The organism is Gilliamella sp. wkB178 (genome assembly GCF_001690705.1).
GTDB classification, from domain to species: Bacteria; Pseudomonadota; Gammaproteobacteria; order Enterobacterales; family Orbaceae; genus Gilliamella; species Gilliamella apicola_K.
Genome location: NZ_LZGK01000011.1, coordinates 119039 through 142388 on the forward strand (window position 1 = coordinate 119039; position 23350 = coordinate 142388).

The following is a 23350-nucleotide window of genomic DNA, read 5'->3' on the forward strand; positions in this document are numbered from 1 at the left end:
CGTTTACTCCATTAAAACTAGTGAAAAAACTACGCCCGGCTCACAATTGGTCACTTGAATAGTGCCATGTAATTGTTCGGCTAATTGATTAGCAATAGTTAAGCCAATGCCAGTACCGGAAACCCCTTCAGTGATGGATGATTTAATCCGGTAAAATGGTTTGAAAATCTGTTTCAATAACTGATTAGGAATACCATTACCATAGTCACGCACACTAATAATGACTTGTTGATTCTGATGTTGAAGTGACAAATCAACTTGCTTACCCTGTGCGGCATACTTTTCAGCATTACTCAGGAAGTTATTGATAATTTGCATAACACTATCGGCATCGGTATTAATAATGCATGGATGCTGCTGATCTAAAAGCAAATTAAGTTGCAATGACTTAGTCGCTAGCACCGGTTTAAAGGTGTTATATATTTGTTGGATTAACTGAGTTAAATTAACCGCTTTAATGTTGAGTTTAGCCGGTTTATTAAAATTCAGTATATTTTGCACTAACCGCGTTAAACGTTTACTTTCACTGCTAATCACGTCAATATAATCAGTAACCGGGGGCGGTTCATCTTCTAAATGTTCTCTAAGCATTTCTGAATACAGCGAGATGTTAGTTAAGGGGGTTTTAAATTCATGCGAAACCTGACCAACAAAACTGACTTGTTGCCGTGCTAACCGTAATGCTCTGGTATACTCACGGTACCAATAACTGATGAGGCTAATAATCACAATAACCAAAAATACAATAATCGCACCACCTAATAAATATAAGTTAAGTAGACTAGGTTGTTGATAATAATAGGTTAATTGCCAATTTTGTAATGGGTAATTAAGCGCAAGCATTACGCTGGTAGCGCCTTGTTCACCATGAGCATAAATTAATTTGTCATTATTGAACAAGTTGAAATCATCGGTTAGTGATTGATCATCAAATAAATTAACCACATCTAAGGCAAAGTTGAGTTGCGAAATCTCAAAACCAACGATGGTTCCGGAAAATGTCGACCAATAGATCAGATGATCATAAACTTGGTACCAACCCGATTCGGGGCGATATTGTTCCGTTTGGGTATTATGATTAATTAAAATAGAATTATCATATTGAATTGAATCAACAATTTTAGACCATTGTGAATCACTGTTGTTAGTAAGGTATGCTAGCTTATGGTTTTTGATAATAAATATATTTTTTATATCGCTTTCTGTTCGCAGTAGATTATCTGCTTTGGCTTGGTCGTCATTAATAAATTGCGCTAATTTATTAAGATAAACACTACGCTGGTTTAACAGCGATTCCACTGACGATTTTATATTGTTGGCTCGACTTTCAGCTAACATTTTGACATGAGTTTGCCGCATTAGCACTTCATGTTCAATGGTGCGCCAACCTAAATAACTAAACGTGGCCACCAATATAAACATCAATAAAATCGCTGTTATTCTTTTCATCAGTTATTTCTTAATTGTTCCTTGTTTAGATTCATATTGTTTTTCAGTTACTTGTTTACGATACACTTTTTCATCTGTTGTCTCAATAGCATCTGCCATAGCTTTATTTTTGCTAGCTTGTTGACTTAATCTGCCTATGGCTTCTGCTGAATCGGCACTCATTGATGCACCTATACTCATAAGTCTATTGCTATTATCTTCTAACATTTTTTGCGCAGCTGCTTTATCACCGGCGTTATACATTTCTAAGGCTTTTTCGTTATCTAAGGTTACTTTTTGAATTTCAGTTTCCGCCACCACATCCTCAATAACTGAATCTTTTACTACTTGCGGTTGATTGGTGTAACCAATTTTAACTAATTGGCTTTGATTTTCAGTTTTATTCGCCACTAAGTTATCATACTTTAATTCTACTTGAGCTAAGGTTTTATCTTCGCCGGTTTTACCTTTGCTTGGGATCACTTCTAATAATAGGTATTTTTCTTGATTAGCATAAAGTTGATTCATTCTAACGGTGACTTGGTTATCTTTAATTGAACCATCACGACCTAATAAACGTACAGGTTTGACACCATCTTTTAATTGAATATTAATCACCACGTCTTGAGCTACCACAGACATTACATCTTTAAATTCACGTACAAACACGTTTTCCAGATCATAGGTATTATCAACAAACACATGATTACCATCACTATAACTGGCAATGGTTGACATTAATACTTCATTATAATCTGAACCAATACCTAAAGTAGTAATAGCAATGTTATTTTTGGCGGCTACAACTGCTAGTTCTGATAACTCACCGACTGAGGATGGACCAACATTAGCTTGACCATCGGAAAGTAAAATAATGCGGTTGATTTTATCTTTAGAGAGTTGTTTTTTTACTTGATTAATCCCTTTACTTAAGCCAGCAAATAATGCCGTGCCACCCCTGGCTATTACTTTGCTATTGATTTGATTAATTAGTCTTTGTTTGTTGGTCACTTTAGTTGCTGGAATGATGATTTCCGCATCACTATCAAAAGCCACTACTGAAATGGTATCATCTTCATTAAGCATATTAATGGCTAAGATAGCTGCTTCTCGAGCTTTTTCAATGCGACTACCGGACATAGAGCCGGAACGGTCAATGACTAGAGCTAAATTAATGGGTACCCGTTTGGCTGAGTCAAAATCAACCCCGGTTAAAGAGATTTTTAGGTAGTTTTTATCTTGACTGTTTTCAAGAACAATTGGTGAGGCTAATTCAGAACGAATTTGAATTTGTCCCGGTACTTTAGCTTGGCTAAAGAAGCTGAATAAAGATAGCCCAACTATGGCTAAGGTTTTTATAAATTTCATGGCAATATCCTTGTTGATGAAGTTTATTCAATTATCTTCTTTCTGCCAATTAAACTGTCTATTTATTGTATTTATTTGTAAAAGTTTGTAAAAAACTCAATATTATTTTGAATGATCACTAAAATAGTGCCGAACCTATTTTAGCAAATATCAATTTAAGCGTTAACCACGCTAATACTTAAAATATGAGCAATTAGCTGTTTTTATAATCATGTTGTGGTTTGCATATTGCAACAGCTAAGATCGCCAGTATATAATGAAAGATTGCCAGTCTTATAGTAAATAATTTGAGACCCTTGAAAATGAATCAATTACAAGAAAAACTAACCTTAATCAGAAATAGCATCATCACTATTCCGGACTACCCTAAACCAGGGATCTTGTTTCGGGACATTACCAGTTTACTTGAAGATCCGGTAGCATTTAGAACGTCTGTCGAATTGTTAATTGATCATTATCGAGATAAAAAAATAGATAAAATAGTTGGTACTGAAGCGCGCGGATTTATTTTTGCAGCGCCGATAGCCTTAGCTTTAGGTGTTGGTTTTGTGCCGGTGCGTAAACCGAAAAAGTTACCGCGTGAAGTCTATAGCGAAGAATATCAACTTGAATACGGCACCGATAGTCTAGAAATTCATACTGATGCCATCAAACCAGGGGAAAGAGTCCTGATTATTGATGATTTGTTGGCAACTGGTGGTACCGTAGCCGCCACTGTCAACTTAGTGCATAAAGCCGGTGGCATAGCCAAAGATGCCGCCTTTGTAATTAATTTACCGGCATTAGAAGGTAAAGAAAAACTCACTGAGATGGGCATTGATTGCTTTACGTTAATTGATTTTGCAGGTAAATAACCGCTAGTTATAGGGCAGCTTGGTTGCCCTATTTTATGCCTAAATGGCACCTTCCAATTTCTGTATCTTTTCAAAATCATTTACGAAACAGATAAAAATCCGCCAATAATTGCCTAAATGCGGGTGAATAACGGCCATCGTCGTCACGCATACACAATTGCTGCTCCATAGGATTATTATTTTGCTGACGTGAAAATGCCATTAATGTTAATGAAAAATCCTTGTTAGCATTGTACTTTACTTGCATTACTTGCTGTAAATATAGCTGATTATCTTGGCATAACAGCCGAAATTGCGTAGCTAAATGGTAGGGTAATACTAAACAAAATACCCCGGTTGGCGCTAATAATCGCGTAACCGCATCCAGCAATTGTTGATGATCCAAACTGGTGGTATAACGGGCTAATTGCCGCTGTGAACTGCGACATTCCACCGCTACATTAAAATAAGGGGGATTGGTGACAATAACATCGTAATTCATGGCATCATTAATGCGAAATTGCTTAATATCGGCATAGTAAGCATGCACCCCGGCAAAAGGTACTTGAGCAATATTTTGCTGACATTGGATCACCGCTTGGGGATCAATATCAATAGCGTCAATGCTATGATCCTGATTTTCTAACCGCTGCGCTAACATCAATGCAATCACCCCACAGCCACAACCAATATCTAAAATGCGTTTAGGGTTAGATTGTAATGGCGCCCACGCCCCTAATAAACAACTATCAGTTGTCACCTGCATTGGGCTGCTGTCGTGGGCGACAAAAAAACGTTTAAAGGTAAAACCACCTTTTTTTAGATCGGTCGACTTACTTGGCATGGACAAACTTCTTAAATAAAGGTTTATTAGAGGCAATAGCATCGGCCCAACGAGTCGGTTCCGGCAAACGATAACCACGCAGACATTGCTTTACCCATTGCAAAGCACTGGTTTGACTCACGCGGTGCCCGGCCGAGATAAATAACGGATTACAGTTGTTTTTACTTTGTAATACCCAACCAATTTGCTGCTGGTTATCCACTAGTGGGGTAACTGCGCCGGTGAGTTTAGTTAACGGCTGATATTGACCACAAAGTCGTTTTTTTGCCACGCCAATGGTGGGCATATTTAGTAACAAACCAAGATGACTGGCAATGCCTAAACGCCTTGGGTGCGCCACGCCTTGACCATCCACCAATAATAAATCCGGCTTTTGTTTGATTTGTTGCCATGCAGCAAGTAGTGCTGGATATTCACGAAATGATAAATAACCAGGAATATAGGGAAACTCAGTAGCAATCCGGGCGATTTGATAATCAACAACTTTAAATTCAGGATAGCTCAAGACTACTATGGCGGCGCGGGTAATGCTGCCTTCCTGTTCAAAACCGACATCAGTCCCGCCAATCAAGCTAATTGACTGACTAAAATCGTCACTTAATTTGACTTGTTGGGACAACGCTAATTGAGTTTGTTTTAATTGTGCTAAATTAATAGACATTTCGATTCTGTTCAGTATTATTACTCGCAATAAATTGATTTTACCAGAATTAGCATGCCATATACATTAGTAAACCCGATTGTTCTGACCGAAGAAATAAAAAAAAGCCGTTTTATTGTTAACGCTGCCCCGGTTAACACGGCTGAGCAAGCCATGGCTTTTATTGCGCAAGTGAGCGATGCCAGTGCTACCCATAATTGCTGGGCATGGAAAGTTGGTCAACAATACCGTTTTAGTGATGATGGCGAACCAACCAGTACCGCTGGCCGCCCTATTTTAGCGGCGATTGAAGGCCAAGATTGCGATCAAGTTGTTGTGGTGGTGACGCGTTATTTTGGTGGTATAAAACTTGGGACTGGTGGATTAATCCGCGCCTATGGTGGCTCAGCCAGCCATTGTTTGCAACAAGCCGAGTTAATCGAACTTATTGCCCGTATTCAGTTGCAATTCCATTGTTATTACAATGAATGGCCGATCATTGAAAACCGCCTTAAAGAGTTAGATGCCGTAATTGAAAAGCAGGATTTTGACGCTGCCGGCGTTCACGTAAATGTTGCGATTACTAAAGATCAAGCACAACTACTGCAACAGAGCCTTAGTGATATTACTCGTGGACGCGTGCAGTTAGATTTGTGAGTTGTCAACCCGTGTGTTTGTCAAGATGTTTCCTGAGAGGTATACGTTTCAGTATAAAATTAACAGTCATTGCTTGCCTTGAGTAAAGTCATTACAATATCAATTCTGACAGCTAATTGCGATTAAACACTTATGATCACTTATAGCAACGCTACCTTAGATGATTTACCCTATATTGTTGAAGTTTACAATTCAACCATTGCTAGCCGCATGGTCACTGCCGATACGGAGCCAGTTTCAGTAGCCAGTAAGCTTGAATGGTTCAAGCAACATAACCCACAAATTCGCCCCCTTTGGTTGATTAAATATCAAAACCAACCTTGTGGTTGGGTTAGTTTGACTTCGTTTTATGGCCGCCCGGCTTACAATAAAACCGTCGAAATTAGCCTGTATATCCATCAAGATTTTCGTGGTAAAGGTATTGGCCAATTTATGGTAACTGAAATCGAACAATTTGCCGATAAAGTTGGCATTGAAGCCATATTAAGTTATGTGTTTGGCCACAATCAACCCAGCATTAAGTTATTTACTAAAATGCATTATCAACAATGGGGTTTATTCCCGAAAGTAGCTGAACTTGATGGCATACAACGTGACTTAATCATTTTAGGAAAACGGCTTGATTAAGCCGTTTTTGGTTACTGTTGCCGTTTACCTTGGTGCATCATAACGTTGTTTACGATTTTTAGAAAAAACCACTTGCCACAATTGTGTAGTTCTAGCCCTAAAGGTACCGGCACAACAAAGTAAATAGTATTTGAATATTCGGAAAGTTTCGTCGGAATATTTAGTCTTTAAGCTTGGCCAACTTTGAATAAAATTAGCATACCAAGCCATGAGGGTTTTGTCATAATCAGGGCCAAAATTTTGCCAATCTTCCATCACAAATTTGCCTTCAGTACCTTTGATTAATTGCGCGATTGATGGTAATACCCCATTAGGGAAGATATATTTATTTAACCAGCCATCATTACCCAAATGTGAGGTATTAGTGCCAATTGTGTGCAACAAAAACAAGCCACCATCAGCAAGTAAATTATACAATTTGCTAAAATAGGTAGCATAATTTTTATAACCCACATGCTCAAACATACCAATTGAAACAATGCGATCATAATGCTGTTGCAAATCCCGATAGTCTTTTAAGCTAATTTCAACCGGCAGATCTTTACAGCGTTTTTGTGCATATTCGGCTTGCTCTTTAGAAATTGTAATCCCTTTAACTGTGCAACCATATTGCCGCGCGGCAAATTCGGAAAAACCACCCCAACCACAGCCGACATCCAGTACTTTCATACCGGGCTCTAGCCCTAATTTTTTAGCAATTAAATCTAATTTAGCGAGTTGAGCTTCATCAAGATTTTTAGCATTTTTCCAATAGCCACAGGAATAATTTAAACCGTGGTCGAGCATTTTTTCAAACAGTTCATTACCTAAGTCATAATGCTGGCGCCCGACAATATAAGCGCGAGTTTTATTTTGTAAATTAAAAAATAAAAATTGTAATTTAGTCAATAAATCAAACTTGGTACGGACTTTTTTATCCAATTCCGCCAGTAAGATTTGTGTGATTAATTCGTCAATTTGTTCACACTCCCATTTGCCTTGAACATAAGATTCACCAAATCCTATTGATCCTTCTTTTAATACTTGTCCATAAAAACTATCATCTTTGACTTGAATGTCCCAAGGGTTCTGACCATTAATTTGTATGGGGGTGTCGGCCAGTAACTTTTCTATCAATTGTTTTTGATTGCTCATACGAATGCCTTTGTATTAAAAATGATTCAATTACTTCAAGTAAGAAAGGAAATAATAAAACGACAAGATGAAGTAATTTAGCGTTAATTAAGAAGTTAATTAACGCTTTGTTGTAGTATTACTACTATACCCCTGATTAAAATCAATTAAAAGCTATTTAAAATCCGAGCAGGATCGATTTTGCAGGCGCGCTTAGCTGGATAATAGCTGGCAATTAAACTCAATAGCATGGCAGTGATAAACACAATCACCACATCCAATAAATGGATTTCTGATGGTAAAAAGTCAATAAAATAAATATGCCCATTTAGCAATTTATAACCTATTATTGCTTCCACCACGCCCATAATATTGGAAAGTTGCCACGCCAATAGCACACCTAAAATCACCCCTAACAAACTACCGATTAAACCAGAGATAACCCCATACCAAATGAAAATATGCCTTATTAAGCGATTGGTTGCACCCAGGGTTTTTAATATGGCAATATCGCGCTGTTTATCTTTCACGGCTATAACTAAGGTGGATACGATGTTAAAACACGCCACGCCAATCACTACAATCATTGCTAAATACATGATTTGCCGAATCATTTGAATATCACGGTACATAAAGCCAAATGAGTTTTCCCAACTGTTAAATAATAGATTTTGATCTAAATTTAATGCCGCTTGACCAATAATTTGGTTGGCTTGATAAACTTGATTAACATTAACCATCAATCCTGTGACACTGTCACCTATATCTAACAGTTTTTGGGCATCGGTGAGTGGAATTAAGGCTACGTTATTACTTAAGCTACCACTTAATTCAAGAATACCGGCTACTTGTAAACGCACTCTTTTGGGTGGTTTAAGTTGATTTGAGCCACTAGCAACCGGGATGAGTAAAGTCACCCAACTACCTTCTTTAATTGCTAAAGTCTGCGCTAAACCAGCACCTACGATTAACTGTTGGTTATCCGCTTTAAAGGTTTGCCATTTATCGTTTAAGACATAATTAGGCAGCGCACTGATATTCTTTTCTTGCTGTGGATCGACACCTTGTACTTCAACGGCGCCGAGTTTATTACCATTTTCAATTAAACCGGTAAAACTAACAAAAGGGGCTGTTGCCACAATGTTGTTATTTTTTTGTAGTTGCTGTTGCACTTGGCGCCAATCATCTAAGTTACCATATGGCGCATAAAATTGCCCATGTGGCACCACCGACAACACGCGATTGTGTAATTCGCGCTCAAAACCATTCATGGCACTTAAACCAATAATCAAGGCAGCAATACCAATGGCAATACTCAAAGTTGAGATAATCGAAATTAAAGACACCATGCCACTTTTACGGCGCCCTTTGCGGAATTTGATAGCGGTAATTAAAGATAAATGCATACTAATTGTCCATTAACCTGCTGTTAGATAATGAACTATCCATTAATTGGCCGTCACTCATGATCAATTGTTTATCCAGTTTTTTAGCTAACGCTAAGTCATGGGTGACCACTAAAAAGGCAGTGCCATGTTCTTGATTCAATTTTACTAGTAAATCAAAAATAGCATCCGCAGTGGATTTATCTAAGTTACCGGTTGGTTCATCCGCCATTACTAATGCCGGATTGTTTATCAAGGCACGACCAATGGCTACACGTTGGCGTTCGCCGCCGGAGAGTTCGGAAGGACGATGATTGGCTCGTTTAACTAAATTAACCGATTCTAACATTGCCAAGGCTCTTTTTTTGGCTTCATTAGCCGCCACACCAGCAATTAATAACGGCATGGCGATATTTTCTAACGCTGAAAAATCAGGTAATAGATGATGAAATTGGTACACAAAACCAATCTCTTGATTACGTAAACGCGCTTTTTGCTGTTCTGATAATTGATTAAGTGGTTGCGATTTAAAAATAATCTCCCCGGAAGTGGGTTTATCTAAACCACCTAATAAGTGTAATAAGGTGCTTTTACCTGAACCGGAACTACCAATAATCGCCAATAATGATTTTGGGTAAATATCAAAAGAGACATTTTTCAGCACTTCGGTAGTCATGTTACCTTCTTTATAGGTCTTATAAAGATTTTTGGCGGATAAAAGTTGGGATGAATTATTCATAACGTAACGCCTCGGCTGGTTGAATATTGGCAGCACGGTAAGCCGGATAAATTGTTGAAATTAACGATAACATAAGTAATCCGATAATAATAAATACAATTTGTGAAGGGTCAACCAAGGTCGGCAAACGAATACCGGCTAAGGATAAACCTAATACTTGCATAATAGCATTTAGGTTAAACGCCAATAACAGTCCCAAAATACTGCCTAAAATGGTACCTATAATGCCTGAACTGGCGCCTTGAATAATAAAAATCAGCATAATTTTAAAACGTGATAATCCTTGAGTTTTCAAGATGGCAACTTCTCCTTGTTTTTCCATTACTAACAAACTTAATGAAGTAATAATGTTAAAGGCCGCCACAATCACAATTAAGCTAATCAGCAAGCCCATTACATTCTTTTCCATTTTAATCGCTTGGAACAATTCGCCACGTTTTTCACGCCAGTCTTTGTAAATTAAACCATCCGGCAATGGCGTGGAGGTAACCGTGCCAATATCTAACGGTTGGTCTAAAAATAGGCGCCAACTAGTAATCGTATTGCTGGGATAACGCAGTAAATTTCTGGCATCTGATTGATTAACATAAACTAATGCTTGATTAATATCATGATTAACGGCAAAAATACCGCTGATTTTAAATAAACGTTGCGAAGGAATGCGCCCAACTGGCGTAATTTGACTAGCATCGGTGACCATTAAACGAATTTGATCACCAATGGTGACCCCTAATTGTTCCGCTAAACTTTGACCAATAATAATATTATATTGACCGGCTTGCAGATCAGAAATAGCACCACTATAGATATAATCATTTATTGGATCTTGATCTTCAGGATTAATACCCATGAGGGTGCTAACGGTAATACTTTGTTCACTTTGTAACACCACATCGCTGGTAACTAAAGGTGCCACACGGTTAACGCCTTTAATATTAACGAAACGATCTGCTGGGATGGCATTAAAATCGATTTTACCTTGTGGGGTAGTTATTTGCGCTTGCGGTAAAAATTTCAAAATATTACCTTGCATCTGATCTTCCAGGCCGTTCATCACCGAAAGTACCACGATCAAACCTAGCGAGCCTAACATGATCCCAATCATTGATAGCCATGACACAAAACGACCAAAACCATCACTTTTTTGGCCATAAACATAGCGCAAGCCAATATAAAATACTAATGGACGAAATATTTTTGACATAAACGTATATGATACCTGAAACTTTTTACAAAGTTTTACTCATTAACTGCAAAGTGCTTATCATACAGGATTAAACTGTTATAGAAAACAACCATGTAATTACGTTATAATCTGACGCTAAATTTCCTAGCGATATTAATAGCATTTATCATGTCTAATACTTTGAAAATTTCTACCTTAATTCCTAAACAAGCAGATGAAGTCAAGCAGTTGGGGCAACTTATTGGATCTTCATTATCGCTAATTTGTGCACAAGTTATTGCTGCTCATGACGGTTTAGTGGTAATTGTGACTGACGATATGCAACAAACCACTCGCATTCATGATGAATTAAAACAATTCTCCCCTTTCCCGGCGATTTATTTCCCGGATTGGGAAACCTTGCCTTATGATAGTTTTTCGCCGCATCAAGACATTGTCTCAGAACGCTTATCTTGCCTTTACCATTTGGCACATTTACAAAAAGGCGCCTTAATTTTACCGATCAACACGTTGATGCAAAAAGTATGTCCTCCCAGTTTTTTAGGGGGGCATGTTTTCCTTATGCGCCAAGGCATGCAAATAAGCCGCGAACACTTACGCTTACAATTAGAAAATGCTGGTTATCGTTCGGTTAGCCAAGTGATGGAACACGGCGAATATGCTACCCGTGGTGCGCTTTTCGATATTTACCCGATGGGGAGTGAAACCCCTTATCGAATCGACTTTTTTGATAACGAAATTGATAGTATTCGTACTTTTGATGTTGAGAGTCAGCGCACTCTGAGTGAAATTCAGGAAATTCAACTACTACCAGCGCACGAATTTCCCTTTGATAAAACAGCGATTGAACTATTCCGCAGTCAATGGCGGGAAAAGTTCCCGGTTAGGTTAGAGCCGGAAAGCATTTATCAACAAGTTAGCAAAAATATTTTGCCTACTGGCATCGAATATTGGCAATCACTGTTTTTTGATCAACCTTTAACACCGCTATTTACCTATTTTCAGGAAAATACCTTAATCATTAACACGATTAATATTGAACAATATGCGAATAAATATTTGCAAGACATCAATCAACGTTATGAGAGTCGTAAAGTAGATCCAATGCGCCCGCTGTTAGCGCCGGCAGAGATCTGGTCGAAAACAGATGAAATTTTTGCTAACTTTAAATTATACCCGCGCATCATTTTAGCTAATCAGCCACTCGCTAAAGCTAATAAAAATATTAATCTACCCTATATTGCTTTGCCGGAACTGGCGATTGAGATCCAACAAAAAAATCCTTATGCCCTGTTTCAACAGTTTATTGACGATTTTAATGGCAAGATTATATTTTCAGTTGAATCGGAAGGCCGCAAAGAGGCATTACAAGAAATTCTCGGGCGTATACGTATTCACCCCACCACAATCACACAATTAACGCAATTAGACACGCTGGATGATCGCTTTGCTTTAATGATCGGTGCTAGTGAACAAGGTTTTATTAATCAACAAGATAATTTTGCTTTTATTACCGAAAACGAATTGTTAGGACGGCGCATTAATCGGCGTAAAAAAGACAATAAACAATCCATCAATACCGATTCACTGATTCGTAGTTTAGCGGAATTAACTCCGGGTAAACCTGTGGTGCATTTAGAGCATGGTGTGGGGCGTTATGCCGGATTAACCACCTTAGAAACTGGCGGCATTACCGCTGAATATCTTATTTTACTTTATGCCAATGATACCAAACTGTATGTGCCAGTTTCGTCACTAAATCTAATTAGTCGTTATTCCGGTGGTGACGAAGAAAATGCACCACTGAATAAACTTGGAACCGATGCGTGGAGCAAAGCCCGACAAAAAGCGGCTGAAAAAGTTCGGGATGTGGCTGCAGAATTGCTCGACATTTATGCTGAACGTGAGAGCAAACCTGGCTTTAAATTTAAGCAAGATCGTGAACAATACGAGCTGTTTAGCCAAGCATTCCCGTATGAAGAAACCGAAGATCAACAAAATGCTATTGGCGCGGTCATTGGTGATATGTGTTCACCATTAGCGATGGATAGGCTGGTTTGTGGTGATGTTGGTTTTGGTAAAACTGAAGTGGCTATTCGTGCCGCCTTTTTAGCAGTAATAAATCACAAGCAAACCGCCATCTTAGTGCCAACTACCCTACTTGCTGAACAACATTATGAGAGTTTTTGTGATCGTTTTGCTAACTGGCCCATCCGCATTGAAAGTTTGTCGCGCTTTAAAACTGCCAAACAACAACAAGAGATCATTCAAGCATTGGCTGAAGGTAAAATAGATATTGTTATTGGCACCCATAAGTTATTACAAGAAGAGGTAAAATGGAAAGATCTGGGGCTATTAGTTGTTGATGAAGAACATCGCTTTGGTGTGCGCCAAAAAGAACGCATTAAAGCGATGCGGGCTAATATTGACATATTAACCTTAACGGCCACCCCTATCCCGCGCACACTAAATATGGCAATGAGTGGTATGCGCGATTTATCTATTATTGCTACCCCTCCAGCTAGACGCTTGGCAGTAAAAACTTTTGTGAGAGAATATGACGATCTGGTAATTCGCGAAGCAATATTGCGGGAAATTTTACGTGGTGGACAGATTTATTATCTACATAATGATGTTGCCGACATTGAGAAAGTGGCACAAAGATTGGCAGATCTAGTTCCGGAAGCGCGGATTGCTGTTGGCCATGGGCAAATGCATGAACGCGATCTCGAACGGGTTATGAATGACTTTCACCATCAACGTTTTAATTTATTGGTTTGTACCACCATTGTGGAAACCGGTATTGATATTCCCAATGCTAATACTATCATCATTGAACGTGCCGACAAATTTGGCTTAGCGCAATTACACCAATTACGTGGTCGTGTTGGACGTTCGTACCACCAAGCCTATGCCTATTTGTTAACACCACACCCGAAATTATTAACTAAAGATGCCAAAAAACGCTTAGAGGCAATTGCTTCATTGGAAGATTTAGGTGCCGGTTTTGCTTTAGCCACTCACGATTTGGAAATTCGCGGTGCCGGTGAATTGCTAGGTAGCGATCAAAGTGGCCAAATTGAAACTATTGGCTTTAATCTATATATAGAACTACTTGAAGATGCGGTCAAATCACTGAAAGAAGGTAAAGAACCGACTTTGGAATCATTACTTAATAACCAACAAACAGAAGTAGAATTACGCTTACCAACTTTAATTCCGGATGACTTTATTCCTGATGTTAACACTCGATTATCACTATATAAGCGCATAGCCAGTATTGAAAATCTTGATGAATTAACCGAAATCCAAGTAGAAATGCGCGATCGTTTTGGCCAATTACCGGATGCGGTTTTGTTTTTATTGGAAACCACTAAAATTCGTTATCAGGCCAAACGGCTAGGGATTAGTAAGATCGAATTTGGTGACAAAGGTGGCTTTATTGAATTTGGTGCTAATAATACCATCGCCATTGATTATTTAATTTCTTTAATCCAAAAAGAGCCAAAAAATTATCGCTTAGAAAGTTCAAATAGATTAAAATTGTTAAAATCTGAGCTACAACGTGTCGATCGCATTGAATATATTAAAAATCTTTTAGACACCTTTGCCCAGCATCAGGAAAAATAACAATATTAGATATTACACAGGGAATTAATAAACATGAAAAAGACTACACTAGCTATTGGTGTTGTAGCCGTATTAGGGATCGCCTATGTTGGTACTGCATGGTATACCGGCAATATTATTGAAAATAATATTGATAATGAACTTAGAGAAATAAATAAAAAAGTTAATAACTCTCAAGATGAATATAATGTAGCCATCACCCACAGTAATTTAGAAAAAAACATCTTTTCGACAAAACTACATTTAACTGTGACGTTGTCACCTAGAGATACGTATGAAACTGATGCTCAACCAAATAAGTTATTTGATGATGACATCATAATCCATCATGGCCCATTCCCAATGGCTGCCATCGCTAAAGGTACATTTTCACCACAAATGGCCTGGATAGAATACCAAATGACTGAAGCCGCTGATCCGGATCTGTGGAAACTATTAGGCAACCAACCATTTATAAGCGGCCATGCGAGCATAAGTTATCAGAATTATCTGCGCGTAAAAGTAACTAATAAAGCACTATCAGCAACGCCTGCTGATTTAAAATATCTTAACGGTGTATTGGCTATTTCCGAGGGTAATTATACTTTTGAAAGTGATCAAGATTTTGTGAATTTATTGGTTAATGCTCGTTTAGATAAGCTAAATTATACTGAAAACAGTAATAATTCACTTACAGTAAATAATTTAAATATTGCTGTCAAACCAAGAGTCGAAAGCAATATTGTTGACTTTGATGTTAAAGTTGGCAATTTGAATATCCAAGATAATGATCGTGTGTTTTCGCATTCTCGCCTAGCAACAACAGTAGATAATTTTAAATTAACAGGAAGTATCAATTACCAAAATAGTGATTTAAATGTACAAAATAGCATAGATAAATTGTCATTTATTCCAATAGATGATGAACCAATGCAAGTAGTTGAAATTAATAAGCTAACTTTAAATCAAAAAAATGCCTTAAATGCCGCTGACACTGTTGATGGGTTATTGCAACTTGGTGTTGATTCAGTCATTTATGGTAAACAAAACCTAGGTTCAGGTATATTTGATTTTGATTTTCAAGGACTGGATAAGAAATTATTTGCTTACGATGGACTCGACGATTTATATGATGATATGGAAGATAAAATAGATCATTCTGATATCTCTAATATCAAACTATCTTTAAATAAATTCAATTGGCACAATGTTGCGGGTGATATTAATATTAGCGCAAATGCTAAAGTGGTTGATACTAATAAAGTCCAAGATGCATATGATTTTGACAAAATTGATAGTTTTAATTTGAAAATTGATGCACCTTTTGATGTGTTAGCATACATGGCGGCTCAAATTGAAGCCAGTGAAAACCACGAAGATGCAATTTCACAAACCGATATCAATAAAGCAAAACAATCTCTAGGCATGATGACGCAAATGTTCTTACATAATGTTAAATTCCTTACCTTTAAAAAGGGTGATATGCTTGGAGTCTTCTCCGAAGTTGAATATTCAAGAGAAAATAACATAATCAAAGTTAACGGCAAAGACATCCCTAAAGAAGAATTCTTAGAAGATTTTTAAGCAGTAATAGTTGTTAATAATAATAGTTATTAATAGTTCCAACAATAATTATTCCGCCGCTATTATCGGCGGAATATATTTCCAATTAACTAATCTTAAGACTGACTTATGAACACAAATTCTGCAAACCCAAGTAGCGAAAATCAATTTAAACGTTCCATGAAAACTCGGCATTTAATTATGCTGTCTTTAGGTGGTGTTATTGGGACGGGTTTATTTTTTAATACTGGTTATATTATTGCCACTGCTGGCGCTGTAGGCGCAATTATTGCTTACTTAATTGGTGCATTAGTTGTTTACTTAGTAATGTTATGCTTGGGTGAATTGGCAGTAGCAATGCCAGAAACGGGGGCATTTCATACCTATGCTTCGCGGTTTATTAGCCCCGGAACGGGTTATACGGTAGCTTGGCTGTATTGGTTGACTTGGACAGTGGCTTTAGGTTCCAGTTTAACGGCTGCCGGTTTATGTATGCAATATTGGTTCCCTAGTGTACCTGTTTGGGTTTGGTGTTTAATTTTTTGTGGAGTTATTTTTGGCTTAAATATCATTACCGCACAATTTTTTGCGGAAAGTGAATTTTGGTTTTCAATTATTAAAGTTATTACTATTATCATTTTCATTGTTGCCGGTAGTGCAGCTATCTTTGGTTTTATCCCTATGAAAAACGATATGCCGGCACCATTTTTACACAATATTACTGATTCTGGATGGTTCCCCAATGGCATCACGCCAATCATTATGACTATGGTTTCGGTTAACTTTGCCTTTTCCGGTACCGAGTTAATTGGTATTGCTGCAGGTGAAGCCCATAATCCGGAAAAAACCATTCCATTGGCGATAAAAACTACTATTTTACGCTTAATTATTTTCTTTATTGGCACTATTTTCGTGTTAGCCGCCCTACTACCGATGGATCAAGCTGGGGTAATAAAAAGTCCTTTTGTAATGGTATTTGAAAATATTGGTTTACCTTATGCCGCTGACTTTTTTAATTTTGTGATTTTAACTGCTATTTTATCGGCAGCTAATTCCGGACTTTATGCTTCCGGGCGAATGTTATGGTCATTATCTAATCAAGGCACTTTACCTAAATGTTTTGGTAAATTGACTAGCAAAGGTATTCCTGCCATTGCGATTGCTATTAGTATGTTAGGTGGCTTATTAGCCTTATTCACTAGTGTGATTGCGCCGGATACTGTATTTGTAGCTTTAACGGCTATTTCCGGCTTTGCTGTGGTTGCAGTTTGGCTCAGTATTTGTGCTTCTCATTACTTTTTTAGAAAGCAGTTAACCGCAACCCAATTAAGTGCCTTAAAATATAAAGCACCTTGGTACCCTTTAGTACCGGTATTAGGTTTTATATTATGCTTAGTTGCCTGTATTGGGCTGGCTTTCGATCCGGAACAGAGGATTGCGCTTTATTGTGGTATTCCTTTTGTTGCCCTTTGCTACATTGCTCATTATTTTACTCAAGCTTTTCAAAAACGAGACTCCTAATGAACGCCAATAATCCAATTGCTGAATTATTAAAACATAAAAAATATATTATTATTGATGGTGCGCTTGCCAGCGAATTACAGCGCCGTGGCTGTGATCTTAATGACAGTTTATGGTCAGCTAAAGTATTAATTGAACAACCTGAATTGATTAGCCAAGTGCATTATGATTATTTCAAAGCTGGCGCTGATTGTGCCATAACCGCAAGTTATCAAGCCACACCATTAGGGTTTGCGCAAAAAGGGATTAATGTGACTGCAGCCATCGCTTTAATAAAAAAGAGTGTTGAACTGGCGCAACAAGCAAAACAACGTTATTTGACTGAAATACCACAGCATAAACCGCTATTAATTGCCGGTTCTGTAGGGCCGTATGGTGCCTACTTAGCTAATGGTTCAGAATATACCGGAGATTATCAGCTTTCCGAAGTTGAATTTATTGATTTTCATCACCTGCGTATGCAAGCTCTTATCGAAGCTAAGGTCGATTTGTTAGCTTGTGAAACCATGCCTTGCTTTGCGGAAATCAAAGCATTAACCAAACTATTGCAACAATTCCCCCAGATGACCTGTTGGGTTTCGATGACATTAAAAGATGCTAAGCATCTTAGCGATGGTACGCTGTTATCCTTAGTAGTTGAGCATTTAAATAAAGTTAATCAAGTCGTCAGTATTGGGGTTAATTGTATTGCTTTAGAAAAAGTCACCGCCGCACTCACAACTTTGCAGCAATTAACCACTAAACCACTTATTGTTTACCCAAATTCCGGGGAACAATATGATCCAACGACTAAACAATGGCACCACAATCACCAACATGATTGTAGCTTTACTAACCAAGTAGCTACTTGGACTAAGTTAGGTGCAAAATTGATTGGTGGTTGCTGCCAAACTACTCCAGCTGATATAGTGGAAATTAGTCGTTTATTAAAAGCAGAACAATAGTATTAGCGATGTGATTCACATCACTAATACTTTAAATCATTGTCAAGATGTTTCCTGAGAACCCTACGTTTGAGTATAAAAAAAGCCAGTTATTTAGATCGCCAATAACTATTTCTACTTTAGCTGAATCAAGATTCAAGCGGAGATTATTTTTTATTAGCTAGTACCCGTTCAACCGTATCGACAATTGCATGAGTTTGTGAATCAATTTCGATATTCACTTTGTCGCCAACTTTTTTAGCACCTAATGTAGTAATCGCCAGTGTTTCCGGAATAAGGTGAATGTCAAAGTGATTACCTTTAACCTCGCCGATAGTTAAACTAGCACCATCAATGCCAATAAAACCTTTGTACAGAACATATTTCATAAATTGTGCCGGCATGGCTAACGTCATGGCGCAATTAGTGGAAGTTTTTTGAATATCAACAATAGTGGCGGTGCAGGAAACATGCCCGGACATGACATGACCACCAATTTCATCACCATACTTAGCGCTACGTTCAATATTAACGTAATCATGCAGTTTTTTATCACCTAAGGTGGTTAACGCCAACGTTTCTTCCATAATATCAAAGGTGACCCAATCATCCCCAAAATCGGTTACCGTCAAACAACAACCATCATTGGCAATTGAGGCACCAATTTCGATATTATTAGTTAATTTATGGGGTAATTTGACTTTATAAGTGCGCAATTTATCTTGATCGGCAATTTCAATAATTTGACCAACGCCTTGAACAATACCGGTGTACATAATATTCCTTAGATTAATAATCAATAGATGTACTATTTTAACGTAAACTAGCAAAAATTTAATGCCATTCACTTAATTTATTAGCTTTAAATTTAATGCGAGTCCATTAATCAACCTTTGTAAAGCGCTAATAATTAAGTTATTAGTAAATTATATTCATTTTAAAAACATAGGCATTTTGTTTGTCTGCTGTTATGATTGCATTTATTTTGCCAAATCTTAAATAATATTTCTTAGACTAGTTTATAACTGCAACCTATTAGTTTAAGTACATTTTTTATTTATTAAGGATCACATTATGTTGAAACTTATAATTGCGATTTCAATTGGATCTGTTGCCGGTGGATTATTGCGATGGTTTTTATCATTAAAGCTCAATATTATTGCCTTTGCTATTCCTTTAGGCACGCTACTATCAAATTTAATTGCCGGCTATATTATAGGTTTTGCTATTGCCTTTTTTAATCATTCAAGTCTCTCACCAGAATGGCGGTTGTTGGTTATAACTGGTTTTTGTGGTGGTTTATCTACTTTTTCTACTTTTTCCGCCGAAATTGTTAACTTTTTGCAAGAAGGTCGAATTACTTGGGGACTAGCAAGCATTGCTATTCATGTGATTGGTTCAGTACTGATGACTTTCTTGGGTATTTGGTCGTATCAATGGTTACGTTCTTAAAACATTAATTAACCAGTTTGCTGCTAAAACGATCAAAAAAATTGTTTACAAGCGAGAAACACTGTATTAATATACACTGTATATACACACAGTAGTCGAGGTTATTATGCTTATTGAACATTCACCACAACAATTTATGACTGTTAACTTTGAATCACCATTCCAACAAGTTTTACAGCAACAACGACCTTTATTACGTTCATTTAATAAAGCTAAAAAATGGCAATTATGGTTGTCTGACCGCCCAATGTTAAAACGTTCATGGGTAAATATTGCCGGTCTGGATAAACAAAAAGTAGTTCATTTAGCTAATCTTAATAACGAAAATTTGATTTCAACTATTGAAAAGGCTTTACGTAGTCAGACTTGCAGTTATGTTGTTGCTTGCATAAATCATCTTAATGAACAAGATAAACAACGCATTCAACAAGCAGTTTTAGCCAGTGATACCTGTTTGCTTTTAGTACAGGATGATCAACCAATACAATATCATTAAGCCTATAAAATTAAGTAGGATACTAAATTAGCATCCTACTTTTGGCTATATTAAATATCGTTTTACCACACTAATTCTGTTGTATTAAATATATTTACTTATCTTGTTTGAGCGATTGCATATCGATCACAAAACGATATTTAACATCACTTTTCTTCATGCGTGCAAATGCTTGATTGATATATTGAATGTTAATCACTTCTACATCGGAACTGATACCATGTTCAGCACAAAAATCTAGCATTTCTTGTGTTTCTGGAATACCGCCAATCATAGAACCAGCCACGGTTTTGCGCCCGGATATTAGATTGAAACTATGCACAAATGGATCTAAAGGACCAAGATAACCGACCAGTACAATAGTACCGTTTAACGATAAAGTGGCTAAATAAGGATTAATATCATGAACGTTAGGTACAGTATCAATAATTACATCGAATTTGCCTTTTACCGCTTGCATTTGTGCCTCATCGGTTGATAACACAATGTGATCCGCACCTAAACGAATAGCATCCTTCGATTTATTTTGTGAACGAGTAAACAAAGTCACTTCAGCACCTAATCCTTTGGCTAGTTTGATTGCCATATGACCTAATCCCCCTAACCCCACTACTGCTACGCGACTATTTTTGCCAACTTGCCAGTGTTTAAGCGGTGACCAAGTCGTTATGCCAGCACACAATAACGGCGCCGCACCTTCTAATGGGATCCCCTTAGGAATTTTTAAGGCAAACCTATCTGCAACAATGATTCTTTCTGAATAACCACCATAAGTTGGTAGGTGATCATGCGGATCTACACCATTATAAGTTTCAGTAAATCCGGCCTCACAATATTGCTCCAAGCCATGTTCACATGGTGAACAATGCCGGCAAGAATCAACAATACAACCGACGCCTGCAATATCACCAACTTTGAATTTGGTTACTTTATTCCCCACTTTAACCACTTTACCAATAATCTCATGACCAGGTACTAACGGATAATGCGACATGCCCCAGTCATTTTCTACTTGATGAAGATCAGAATGACATACACCACAATATAGGATCTCAATTTCTACATCATCAGCTCGCACTTCTCTGCGTTGAAAATGTAAAGGAGCCAAATTTGCTTTAACTTTGGTAGCACCATAGCCTAAAACTTTAATCGTCATACAATATCCCCTGTTATAGTTAAATTAACTCATTGCCAAAAGATTGATGCTGATATTCTATATAAGATTATTAATGATAAGTAGATTGAAAATGCTAATTAAGAAAAAATAAGATGGTTACCAAGTAATCATAATAACTGGTAACTTATTGGTTTAGTAATAAGTAGCTTTTTTAAAGTTTTTCATCTTAATAGGTTCTTTTTTTAAATATCAAAAATAACATCCACAACAATAGCAGATCGATACATAATATAGTTGCACTTAAATACATCATACTCAAACATTCTTCTTTTTCGTATGCGTATATAAGCACATTAGAGCCAACACTGAAAAAATCACTCATATTAGTAACCAATACTATTATTGCCAAGGAACCTGTAACAGCCAATAAAATGGTTGTAAGAATAAACAATATAATGAAAACTGTTTTTTTGTGCATCTAAACCGGCTTATTACCTTGGCTTATGTCATTACTGTTTATGAATAATTTATCCCACTAATTATTTTGTACCAATATGTATTAATACTATCTGCTTAATCATCATTTCCAAGCAAGGGGAATTGTCTTTAGATAATAGTGATTAATTTACATTTGCAAAAAATTGATTGTAAATTTAATAAGTAATAATATAATAAGTATACTTATTATATTGAGGAGCAAATAATGTCAAATATATCCATCACTTTTACTGTACCAACTAGCGCTAATCCAGAAAAGGTTTGGCAATACTACACCAATATTTCTTTACGAAAATTATGGGAAACCGATCTTGAAGAATTTAGTCTTCAGGGCGAACTTAAAACCGGAATAAAAGGTATTTTCAAACTGCAAAATATGCCGGCAATGGCAGTGACTTTATCTACAGTGATTGTTAATCAGGAATTTACTGAAGAATTTAATATGGCTAATATAGGCAAATTATATTTTTCCCATCAAATAATAACCGTGGCTCCTGATCAATACGCACTGAAAGCAGAAATAGCCTTACAACCTGATAAACAAATGGATGATAAATCATGTTATGCTTTTATAAAGCAAATATCTGATGATATTATTGATAAAGCCTATTTATTGAAAAGTCTTATTGAAAGGTAAATTATGACTCAAGACGTTAAGTTTTTATCCGAATTCCAAAACGATGCTGATTCAGTCGGTTTTTTATTTATGAGAACTTATTCGTCTTGGCACAATAGTATAAAAAAATGCCTGAAACAGCAGTCAATTACGCACCCTCAATTTGTAGTACTGGCTACACTGGCTTATTTGTCACAACAACCAGATGAAATCACGCAGGTTATTGTAGCCAATAAAACTAATATCGATGTGATGACTATTTCCCAAATTTTAGAAAATTTAGAAAAAAAGGTCTTTATAACGCGCACAACATCGATTAAAGATAGTCGAGCTAAATCGATTACTTTGACCCCAAGTGGTTTAGATATGGCCAATAAAACTGTGCCTTTAGTTGAGCAAATAGATAAGCAATTTTTTGCAATTCTAGGTAAAGATGCTAAGCAATTTCATAAAATGCTGTTGACGCTTTTACAAGGTAACTAGTTATTTATTAACTCTGGCTTTAATCTGTTTATAAACCCAAGAAAAAATAAACCATAAGCAAATGCCACAACCAGCACCAACTGCACCATAAATAGTGCCATATGGGAAAATAATATGAACAACAATATTGTAATCGAAATTTTGTACCGGCTCAAAGTTGTCATTTAATGAAGGCATGGGTCCAAATTCAAGAAATGCCATAAATAAACCCATCAAGAATCCTAGAAGAATCAATAGATATTTAAATAATTT

Annotated in this window: 22 protein-coding genes; 11 read left to right on the forward strand and 11 right to left on the reverse strand. The window is 37.0% G+C overall.

The features are described 5' to 3' along the window. Window positions 1-3: 3 nt before the first annotated feature. Both A9G13_RS11065 and A9G13_RS02005 read right to left on the reverse strand, forming a co-directional pair. A complete protein-coding gene (locus tag A9G13_RS11065; RefSeq protein WP_065555948.1) occupies window positions 4-1449 on the reverse strand; it encodes a sensor histidine kinase in 1446 nt (481 codons plus the stop codon). Window positions 1450-1452: 3 nt separating this feature from the next. Then, complete coding sequence (locus tag A9G13_RS02005) at window positions 1453-2796, reverse strand: vWA domain-containing protein (protein ID WP_065555949.1); 1344 nt, start codon at window positions 2794-2796, stop codon at window positions 1453-1455. A 302-nt stretch (window positions 2797-3098) separates the two neighbouring features. Between A9G13_RS02005 and apt the strand changes: the two genes are divergently transcribed. Continuing rightward, window positions 3099-3650 (forward strand): adenine phosphoribosyltransferase, encoded by a 552-nt coding sequence (gene apt, locus A9G13_RS02010; RefSeq protein WP_065555950.1) that lies wholly within the window; start codon window positions 3099-3101, stop codon window positions 3648-3650. Window positions 3651-3726: 76 nt separating this feature from the next. Here apt and A9G13_RS02015 read toward each other — a convergent pair whose 3' ends face one another. After that, entirely contained in the window at window positions 3727-4473 is a 747-nt protein-coding gene (locus A9G13_RS02015; RefSeq protein WP_065555951.1) for a tRNA1(Val) (adenine(37)-N6)-methyltransferase, read from the reverse strand. Then, a complete protein-coding gene (gene nfi / locus A9G13_RS02020) occupies window positions 4463-5134 on the reverse strand; it encodes a deoxyribonuclease V (protein ID WP_065555952.1) in 672 nt (223 codons plus the stop codon). The genes A9G13_RS02015 and nfi overlap by 11 nt, the downstream gene beginning before the upstream one ends. Before the next feature lie 54 nt (window positions 5135-5188). Here nfi and A9G13_RS02025 point away from each other — a divergent pair, with 54 nt between their 5' ends. After that, a complete protein-coding gene (locus A9G13_RS02025) occupies window positions 5189-5770 on the forward strand; it encodes an IMPACT family protein (RefSeq protein ID WP_065555953.1) in 582 nt (193 codons plus the stop codon). A 132-nt stretch (window positions 5771-5902) separates the two neighbouring features. Continuing rightward, complete coding sequence (locus A9G13_RS02030) at window positions 5903-6397, forward strand: GNAT family N-acetyltransferase (protein WP_065555954.1); 495 nt, start codon at window positions 5903-5905, stop codon at window positions 6395-6397. Between the two features lie 24 nt (window positions 6398-6421). Here the strand turns inward: A9G13_RS02030 and cfa are convergent, their stop codons facing one another. From cfa to lolC, 4 genes are all read right to left on the reverse strand, one after another. Next, window positions 6422-7531, reverse strand: a complete 1110-nt coding sequence (cfa, locus tag A9G13_RS02035) for a cyclopropane fatty acyl phospholipid synthase (protein WP_065555955.1) — start codon at window positions 7529-7531, stop codon at window positions 6422-6424. Between the two features lie 146 nt (window positions 7532-7677). Next, window positions 7678-8916 (reverse strand): lipoprotein-releasing ABC transporter permease subunit LolE, encoded by a 1239-nt coding sequence (lolE, locus tag A9G13_RS02040; RefSeq protein ID WP_218059122.1) that lies wholly within the window; start codon window positions 8914-8916, stop codon window positions 7678-7680. A 1-nt stretch (window position 8917) separates the two neighbouring features. Next, a complete protein-coding gene (gene lolD, locus A9G13_RS02045; RefSeq protein WP_065555957.1) occupies window positions 8918-9634 on the reverse strand; it encodes a lipoprotein-releasing ABC transporter ATP-binding protein LolD in 717 nt (238 codons plus the stop codon). Beyond that, the gene (gene lolC, locus A9G13_RS02050; RefSeq protein ID WP_065556363.1) at window positions 9627-10829 is read right to left on the reverse strand and encodes a lipoprotein-releasing ABC transporter permease subunit LolC; all 1203 of its coding nucleotides are present in this window, start codon (window positions 10827-10829) and stop codon (window positions 9627-9629) included. The genes lolD and lolC overlap by 8 nt, the downstream gene beginning before the upstream one ends. A 159-nt stretch (window positions 10830-10988) precedes the next feature. Here lolC and mfd point away from each other — a divergent pair, with 159 nt between their 5' ends. From mfd to mmuM, 4 genes are all read left to right on the forward strand, one after another. Next, window positions 10989-14450 carry a transcription-repair coupling factor gene (gene mfd / locus A9G13_RS02055; RefSeq protein ID WP_065555958.1) on the forward strand — a complete coding sequence of 1154 codons (3462 nt, stop codon included), beginning with the start codon at window positions 10989-10991 and terminating at the stop codon, window positions 14448-14450. A 33-nt stretch (window positions 14451-14483) separates the two neighbouring features. Further along, on the forward strand, window positions 14484-16013 hold the full coding sequence (locus tag A9G13_RS02060) for a YdgA family protein (protein WP_065555959.1): 1530 nt from the start codon (window positions 14484-14486) through the stop codon (window positions 16011-16013). 108 nt (window positions 16014-16121) lie between these two features. After that, a complete protein-coding gene (gene mmuP, locus A9G13_RS02065; RefSeq protein WP_065555960.1) occupies window positions 16122-17513 on the forward strand; it encodes an S-methylmethionine permease in 1392 nt (463 codons plus the stop codon). Next, window positions 17513-18457 carry a homocysteine S-methyltransferase gene (gene mmuM, locus A9G13_RS02070; protein ID WP_065555961.1) on the forward strand — a complete coding sequence of 315 codons (945 nt, stop codon included), beginning with the start codon at window positions 17513-17515 and terminating at the stop codon, window positions 18455-18457. The genes mmuP and mmuM overlap by 1 nt, the downstream gene beginning before the upstream one ends. A 146-nt stretch (window positions 18458-18603) precedes the next feature. Here the strand turns inward: mmuM and A9G13_RS02075 are convergent, their stop codons facing one another. Continuing rightward, complete coding sequence (locus tag A9G13_RS02075) at window positions 18604-19212, reverse strand: riboflavin synthase (protein WP_065555962.1); 609 nt, start codon at window positions 19210-19212, stop codon at window positions 18604-18606. A gap of 298 nt (window positions 19213-19510) precedes the next feature. Between A9G13_RS02075 and crcB the strand changes: the two genes are divergently transcribed. Together crcB and A9G13_RS02085 are read left to right on the forward strand one after the other, a co-directional pair. Next, on the forward strand, window positions 19511-19888 hold the full coding sequence (crcB, locus tag A9G13_RS02080) for a fluoride efflux transporter CrcB (protein WP_065555963.1): 378 nt from the start codon (window positions 19511-19513) through the stop codon (window positions 19886-19888). A gap of 106 nt (window positions 19889-19994) precedes the next feature. After that, the gene (locus A9G13_RS02085) at window positions 19995-20384 is read left to right on the forward strand and encodes a cell division inhibitor SulA (protein ID WP_065555964.1); all 390 of its coding nucleotides are present in this window, start codon (window positions 19995-19997) and stop codon (window positions 20382-20384) included. A gap of 94 nt (window positions 20385-20478) precedes the next feature. Here the strand turns inward: A9G13_RS02085 and A9G13_RS02090 are convergent, their stop codons facing one another. Continuing rightward, window positions 20479-21540, reverse strand: a complete 1062-nt coding sequence (locus A9G13_RS02090) for an NAD(P)-dependent alcohol dehydrogenase (protein WP_065555965.1) — start codon at window positions 21538-21540, stop codon at window positions 20479-20481. Between the two features lie 664 nt (window positions 21541-22204). Between A9G13_RS02090 and A9G13_RS02100 the strand changes: the two genes are divergently transcribed. Together A9G13_RS02100 and A9G13_RS02105 are read left to right on the forward strand one after the other, a co-directional pair. Then, the gene (locus A9G13_RS02100; protein ID WP_065555967.1) at window positions 22205-22636 is read left to right on the forward strand and encodes a hypothetical protein; all 432 of its coding nucleotides are present in this window, start codon (window positions 22205-22207) and stop codon (window positions 22634-22636) included. Between the two features lie 3 nt (window positions 22637-22639). Then, window positions 22640-23098: a MarR family winged helix-turn-helix transcriptional regulator gene (locus A9G13_RS02105; protein WP_065555968.1), complete on the forward strand. Its 459-nt coding sequence runs from the start codon at window positions 22640-22642 to the stop codon at window positions 23096-23098. Here A9G13_RS02105 and A9G13_RS02110 read toward each other — a convergent pair whose 3' ends face one another. Then, window positions 23099-23299: a hypothetical protein gene (locus A9G13_RS02110; RefSeq protein ID WP_141670843.1), complete on the reverse strand. Its 201-nt coding sequence runs from the start codon at window positions 23297-23299 to the stop codon at window positions 23099-23101. It lies immediately after the preceding gene. Window positions 23300-23350: the final 51 nt, after the last annotated feature.

Coding starts and splice junctions, on each gene's coding strand:
- A9G13_RS02060 (WP_065555959.1), top strand. CDS start 14,484: ATGAAAAAGACTACACTAGCTATTGGTGTTGTAGCCGTATTAGGGATC.
- A9G13_RS02015 (WP_065555951.1), bottom strand. CDS start 4,473: ATGCCAAGTAAGTCGACCGATCTAAAAAAAGGTGGTTTTACCTTTAAA.
- nfi (WP_065555952.1), bottom strand. CDS start 5,134: ATGTCTATTAATTTAGCACAATTAAAACAAACTCAATTAGCGTTGTCC.
- A9G13_RS11065 (WP_065555948.1), bottom strand. CDS start 1,449: ATGAAAAGAATAACAGCGATTTTATTGATGTTTATATTGGTGGCCACG.
- A9G13_RS02100 (WP_065555967.1), top strand. CDS start 22,205: ATGTCAAATATATCCATCACTTTTACTGTACCAACTAGCGCTAATCCA.
- A9G13_RS02030 (WP_065555954.1), top strand. CDS start 5,903: ATGATCACTTATAGCAACGCTACCTTAGATGATTTACCCTATATTGTT.
- mmuM (WP_065555961.1), top strand. CDS start 17,513: ATGAACGCCAATAATCCAATTGCTGAATTATTAAAACATAAAAAATAT.
- A9G13_RS02025 (WP_065555953.1), top strand. CDS start 5,189: ATGCCATATACATTAGTAAACCCGATTGTTCTGACCGAAGAAATAAAA.
- mfd (WP_065555958.1), top strand. CDS start 10,989: ATGTCTAATACTTTGAAAATTTCTACCTTAATTCCTAAACAAGCAGAT.
- A9G13_RS02005 (WP_065555949.1), bottom strand. CDS start 2,796: ATGAAATTTATAAAAACCTTAGCCATAGTTGGGCTATCTTTATTCAGC.
- A9G13_RS02105 (WP_065555968.1), top strand. CDS start 22,640: ATGACTCAAGACGTTAAGTTTTTATCCGAATTCCAAAACGATGCTGAT.
- crcB (WP_065555963.1), top strand. CDS start 19,511: ATGTTGAAACTTATAATTGCGATTTCAATTGGATCTGTTGCCGGTGGA.
- cfa (WP_065555955.1), bottom strand. CDS start 7,531: ATGAGCAATCAAAAACAATTGATAGAAAAGTTACTGGCCGACACCCCC.
- mmuP (WP_065555960.1), top strand. CDS start 16,122: ATGAACACAAATTCTGCAAACCCAAGTAGCGAAAATCAATTTAAACGT.
- lolD (WP_065555957.1), bottom strand. CDS start 9,634: ATGAATAATTCATCCCAACTTTTATCCGCCAAAAATCTTTATAAGACC.
- A9G13_RS02075 (WP_065555962.1), bottom strand. CDS start 19,212: ATGTACACCGGTATTGTTCAAGGCGTTGGTCAAATTATTGAAATTGCC.
- apt (WP_065555950.1), top strand. CDS start 3,099: ATGAATCAATTACAAGAAAAACTAACCTTAATCAGAAATAGCATCATC.
- A9G13_RS02110 (WP_141670843.1), bottom strand. CDS start 23,299: ATGGCATTTCTTGAATTTGGACCCATGCCTTCATTAAATGACAACTTT.
- lolE (WP_218059122.1), bottom strand. CDS start 8,916: ATGCATTTATCTTTAATTACCGCTATCAAATTCCGCAAAGGGCGCCGT.
- A9G13_RS02085 (WP_065555964.1), top strand. CDS start 19,995: ATGCTTATTGAACATTCACCACAACAATTTATGACTGTTAACTTTGAA.
- A9G13_RS02090 (WP_065555965.1), bottom strand. CDS start 21,540: ATGACGATTAAAGTTTTAGGCTATGGTGCTACCAAAGTTAAAGCAAAT.